The organism is uncultured Acinetobacter sp., from assembly GCF_947626835.1.
Lineage (GTDB): Bacteria > Pseudomonadota > Gammaproteobacteria > Pseudomonadales > Moraxellaceae > Acinetobacter.
In genome coordinates, this window is sequence record NZ_CANQTS010000054.1 from 1 (window position 1) to 4,806 (window position 4,806).

The window sequence follows — 4,806 nt, forward strand, 5'->3', positions numbered from 1 at the left end:
GACAATTTTATATACTCCATAAACCCTTTAAATTAATTAGGTGGTTTATGTCGCACTTCAAGTTTTACTCTGCCCTGATTTGATTGCTAAAATATATCACTTAGAGATGAGTAAAATAATTTATAAAAGAAATCTCGTGTTATAAAGCTTCAACTTTACACCATTGGAAATAAATCGTTTAATTCACATATTGAAAATGATTCAAAAAGTTGATTGCTCCAAATGGCTAAACAATCCCGTTTCCTCTGTATTGGTGGTTTCTTAAACGGAACCCAAATTAAAGACCAAGGAGACAGCTTTATCTGTGTTGAAAAAGGTAAAAATGTCACCTACAGCAAAAAAGAAATCTTCCATCCTGATTCATGGGATCATGATTACTATGTTTGCGAATCCACAACAGACCAACAAGCTCGTAATTGGGTTTATGACATTAAGCCTAAATAACCCTGAAATTTAAGCGTTTTTATAAATTTTAGACAATAAAAAGCCCCATGGTTAGGGGCTAGTCGTATACAGATCTAAGCTGCATACTGTAAGAGGCTCATCTCATACTGCGTGCATTAAAACATAAGCTTGTATAAAACACTATCTTAAATTGCCAAAACTTCACCTTGCTTAAGCTTAGGCAGAAAATATAGCCTATTATTGGGTAAAATAATGGTCTTGGTGTTTACAGCTACGGCAGCTAAGTGTGACATAGTCTTCGGCATCATAATCTACGCTTAATTCATTTGAGCCACAATGCATACAGCGTTTTTCGGCATAAAACTTTAAACGCGGTTCAATTTTTTTCCATGAGCGCCACATGGGTTGTACAAAGATGGTCTCATCATAGCTTAAAAAACGGAAAAATAAAATCTCACTCATACGGCTTAACGGTAAATTAGGTGGGCGCGGTAGGGTAGAGGTTTCCCAACGTTCACGTACAGCACGTTCACGATATTGCTGTAGGGTTTTTTTTAGCATATTGGTATTAATAAAATTATCGTTACGCGGTTGTAAGATATTTTGTTGCTGTAAATAGTCCAACGCATTTTGAATTAAATAATAAATTTGTCCGACTGCCAGACTATCCATCAAGCGGTAGCAAAACATTTGAAACGCATGATTACCTGCAAACATGATTTTCCATGTCCGGCAATACATCTGAATAAATTGAATAATTTCTTGATACAGCAACAGATAAATCGCATCTTTGACTTCTTCGCTGCTTTTAAATGGAATACCAAGCGATAAATTTTCGTAAAACCAATGGCGTAATTGTTGCGTTACGCTAAATAAACTCGGTTCACTATAACCATCTAAGCGTACATTAAGATAATAGCGCTCGTTATCAATACTGGCATCGGGGTCAATTAAAATCTGTTGTTTCACCAAATGCTTAATAATGGCATTCTGAAATAAAAAATTCGGGCTGATATTTTGAAACTTCACCTCATCCCAATGAATGTATTCATCATGCTGAGAACCCTCTTGTACATAAGGATCTAATAAGGCCAATAAAAATAATTTTTCTACAAATTTTAACTGATATAACTCAAGCTCGACGCTATCTTTATTACGGCGTTGACCTTTACGATTTTCTTGCAAACGGGTGGCACGCATGGCTTTTTTACGCTCACCTAAACAGCTGTCACAATGGCAACTGTACTGTGGCTCTTGAAACACCCGATGCTGACAATGACTACATTCGTGGAAATTAATATCTTGATCAAATTGTTCAGCATCAATCCAATACATGGCGGCTTGACACAATGGACAAAATGCACTGGCATCTAAATTTTTTTGTAAAATATTAAAACTCATGAGGCAATCGCACAGCATAAAGAACCTCGTGATTATACACAGATTTCAGCATGCATCAGCATTGTACATATATACAAAATAGCCTAAGTGTAGGAATAGCAGCTTTTCACTTCTCTTGAATAAAGCCCTGTGATTATTTTGGCTTTTTTGCGCTAAATCATTGAAAAGGCGGTGTGTACACCCATATAGATAGCAAACACAGCGCCTAAAACTTGACGTTTGATCGAGTAAAAGCACATAAAACTCTGTAAATAGGATAAACAGCAACATGAATATTGCAGCAAACCCTGTGGTCGAAGCCGACCAAACCGTGTATTTAAAAGACTACCAAATTCCAAGTTTTTTGGTGGATGCTGTGGATTTAAATATCCAAGTGTTTGCTGATTATACTCGCGTTACTGCCAAGCTTAAGATGCAACGTCAAAGTGCAGGCGACTTGGTGTTACTGGGTCGTGATTTAAGCTTAGAATCAATTATTTTAAATGGCACGCCACTGACTTCAGATGCCTATCAGTTAGATACCGAGCAATTGGTGATTCAAAATGCACCTGAGCAGGTCATGTTAGAAACTGTGGTGCTGATTCATCCTGAGAGCAATACTCAATTAGAAGGCTTGTATCAAGCCGCAGATGATTTATTTGTCACCCAAAATGAGCCAGAAGGTTTTCGTAAAATCACCTTCTATCCTGATCGTCCAGACGTGTTATCTGTATTTACCACACGCGTTGAAGCGGATAAAAAATTCCCAGTTTTGCTTGCTAATGGTAACTTGATTGAAAAAGGCGACGCAGGCGAAGGTCGTCATTATGCCATTTGGCAAGATCCAACCAAAAAACCGGCGTATCTGTTTGCCTGTGTGATTGGTGATTTAGCCGTTTTAAAAGACAGCTATGTGACCTCTGAAGGTCGCAATGTTGCGCTTGAAATTTATGCTGAAGAAAAAGATATTCCAAAATGTCACATTGCCATGCAAGCGCTTAAACATTCTATGCGTTGGGATGAAGAGCATTACGGCTTACCATATGATTTAGATATTTATATGATTGTGGCCACCAGTGCATTCAACATGGGTGCCATGGAAAACAAAGGTTTAAACATCTTTAATACCTCATGTGTCTTGGCAGATGAAGAATACACCACCGATGCTGCGATTATGCGCGTACAGTCGGTGATCGCGCATGAATATTTCCATAACTGGACAGGTAACCGTATTACCTGCCGTGATTGGTTCCAATTGTGCCTAAAAGAAGGTTTAACCGTTTTTCGTGATCAATCATTCTCGGAAGATTTACAATCGGCTGCGGTACAACGTATTGATGATGTTGCGGTTCTAAAAGCGCATCAATTCCCTGAAGATTCAGGTCCATTGTCGCACCCACCACGCCCTGACCATTTTGTGGAAATTAATAACTTCTATACCGCAACGGTGTATGAAAAAGGTGCGGAAATTAACCGCATGATGGCAACACTCTTGGGCAAAGAAAAATTCCGCGCGGGCACAGATGAATACTTTAAACGCCATGATGGTCAAGCGGTCACAGTTGAAGATTGGGTGGCAGCATTAAGCGCAGGTTCTGGTGTCGATTTATCTGCATTTTTAACGTGGTATAACCAACCGGGTACGCCAAAGCTGGAAGCGAAAGGCGAGTATGACGCAGATGCTCAAAGCTATACTTTAAGCTTCAAACAAAGCCTAAAAGCCCATGCAAAATATCCAAATTTAAAAGCCGTGCCAATGCCAGTGGCTTTAGCGCTGTTTGATGCCGCAACAGGCGAACAATTGGTTTTAAATTCAGACAGCTTGTTTGAAAATGGCGTAAAAGATGGTGTGTATCTGTTTGATCAAGCCGAAGCCAGCATTGTGTTTAAAAATGTGACAGCTCAACCAGTTGTATCGTTACTGCGTAATTTCTCAGCGCCGGTGGATTTAGAGTTTAACTATTCAGATCAAGATTTAGCATTTTTGCTGCAACATGAAACCAACGGTTTTAACCAATGGCAAGCGGCGCAAACTTTGCTGGAAAATATTTTACTCAAAGATCATAACGCTCAAGTTTATTTAGATGCGATTAGCTCGCCTCATTTGTTACCGCAATTGGTGAATACCGATCCTTTATTGGCATCACGTTTACTCGATGTTCCATCAGAAGGCTATTTAGCCAGCCGTATTGATGCAGACTATAATCCATTGGTGATTCAAGCAAAACGTGAAGCACTGTTAAATGCAGTAGCCCAAGCATGTAAAGGTTTTTGGAAAAATATTGATCAAGAGCTTCAGGCACCTGCTGAATTTAGCCAAGCCATGGGAGTACGTGCATTAAAAAATATTGCCCTCGCTATGATGGTACGTCAGGGGGATGAATCTGCATTTGATTTGGCTTATGACAAATTTAAAAGCACAGGCAACATGTCTGAGCGTTTAGGTGCGCTTAAAGTCTTGGTATGGAATGATGCACCGCAAGCTGAAAAAGCATTAATTGATTTTTACTTGCGTTTTAAAGGTGAAGCATTGGCTATGGATCAGTGGTTTATGATCCAAGCCGCGCATCCAAAAGCTGAAGCCCAAAGCATTGCTTATTTAACTTCGCATCCTGATTATGACCTTGCTGTACCAAACCGTATTCGTGCTGTATCAGGCGGTTTAAATGCCAATCCTGTGAATACTTGGAGTTTTGGGGTAGAGCATTTTGTCAATTTAGCCCAATATTTGGATGAGAAAAACCCGATTGTCGGCTCACGTTTGTTGCAAGTGTTGTCACGTTGGTACACCTTGGCTGAACCGCAACGTAGCCACGTTAAAGCGCAACTAGAAGCGCTGCAGCCTTTGGTAAAATCTAAAAATGTAACTGAAACTTTAAGTACCATGCTCAGTGTTGCATAAAATCGTTTAACATATAGCCCATCTTCGGATGGGCTTTTTTGTACGGCTTTGTTGCACAAAGATTTGAAATGCAAAGCGCCCCTAATTGAGCCAAATTTAAGGCGTAACTTGGGTAAGTG

General features: G+C 39.6%; 3 protein-coding genes. 2 read left to right on the plus strand and 1 reads right to left on the minus strand.

Annotated features, from left to right (window positions below):
* Window positions 1-222: 222 nt before the first annotated feature.
* A complete protein-coding gene (locus tag Q0Z55_RS12385) occupies window positions 223-444 on the plus strand; it encodes a hypothetical protein (RefSeq protein WP_297429236.1) in 222 nt (73 codons plus the stop codon).
* Between the two features lie 198 nt (window positions 445-642).
* On the opposite strand, the gene Q0Z55_RS12390 is transcribed toward Q0Z55_RS12385, so the two are convergent.
* Window positions 643-1,806: a hypothetical protein gene (locus Q0Z55_RS12390; RefSeq protein ID WP_297429239.1), complete on the minus strand. Its 1,164-nt coding sequence runs from the start codon at window positions 1,804-1,806 to the stop codon at window positions 643-645.
* 268 nt (window positions 1,807-2,074) lie between these two features.
* Between Q0Z55_RS12390 and pepN the strand changes: the two genes are divergently transcribed.
* A complete protein-coding gene (gene pepN / locus Q0Z55_RS12395) occupies window positions 2,075-4,687 on the plus strand; it encodes an aminopeptidase N (RefSeq protein WP_297429241.1) in 2,613 nt (870 codons plus the stop codon).
* Window positions 4,688-4,806: the final 119 nt, after the last annotated feature.